This is a genomic window from Achromobacter sp. Marseille-Q0513, from assembly GCF_018195695.1.
Lineage (GTDB): Bacteria > Pseudomonadota > Gammaproteobacteria > Burkholderiales > Burkholderiaceae_B > Achromobacter.
The window spans coordinates 1-936 of the sequence record NZ_JAGTJY010000393.1 but is presented as its reverse complement, the minus strand read 5'-3'; the positions used below and the strand labels follow the sequence as shown (position 1 = coordinate 936).

Here is a 936-nt window from a genome sequence, read left to right as displayed (position 1 = left end):
TGACGGCGGCCAGCCTGGACAACAGCAACACGCTGACCCCGAGCGGCGCGCCCGCCAAGGGCGTGCTGGGCAAGGTGGTGGCCCTGGTGGCCGGACGAGTGAACAATCAGGGCGGCGCGATCAGCGCCGGCCAGGACCTCGGCATCAAGACCGGCGAGCTGGACAACACCGCCGGCGAAGCCACCTCGCAAGGCGTTGCGCGCATCGAGGCCGACACGCTCAAGAACACGCAGGGCAAGCTGCTGGCGGGCAAGAACCTGGTCGTCATCGTCAAGACTCTGCGGGAACTGGGCACGTTGCAGTCGCAGGGCGATCTGTCCTTCGCCTATGACGGGCCGTTGAACCAGCGCGGCGATATCATCGCCGGCCGCGATCTGAGCCTGGCCGTGGGCGGGGCCATGGACAACACCGCGCGCATCAACGCGGGCCGCGATCTGAACATCCAGGCCGATACGCTGAGCAACCAGGCCACGGGCGAACTTGTGGCCGGCCGCAACAACACGATCAATGTCGTCGGCACGCTGACCAACGCCGGCCTGATCGACGGTGGCAATACGCGCATCACGGCAGGCGGCTTGACCAACCTGGGCCGCATCTATGGCGATGGCGTGGCCATCGGCGCTGGCGCCTTGCTCAACGGCGCTGGGACCAACGGCGGGGCCGTCATCGCCTCGCGGGGCAGCCTGGATCTGGGCGCGGTGACGCTGGTCAATAACGACCACGCGTTGATTTACTCGGCGGCGGATCTGCGCATCGGCGGCGCACTGGATGCCAGCGGCCGCGCCATCGGTCAGGCGCAGTCGTTGCAGAATGCCGCAGCCACGATCGAAGCCGTGGGCAATGCCAGTATCTCGGCGGCGGCGATCCTCAACCTGAACACGAACTATGCCAGCCAGACCGTGCTGGTGTCGTCCGAACTCAAGCGCTACTACCGCG

At 67.0% G+C, this 936-nt stretch carries 1 pseudogene; it reads left to right on the top strand.

From position 1 onward, the window contains the following. Positions 1-936: pseudogene (locus KDH83_RS30855) on the top strand (hypothetical protein); the annotation flags it as partial.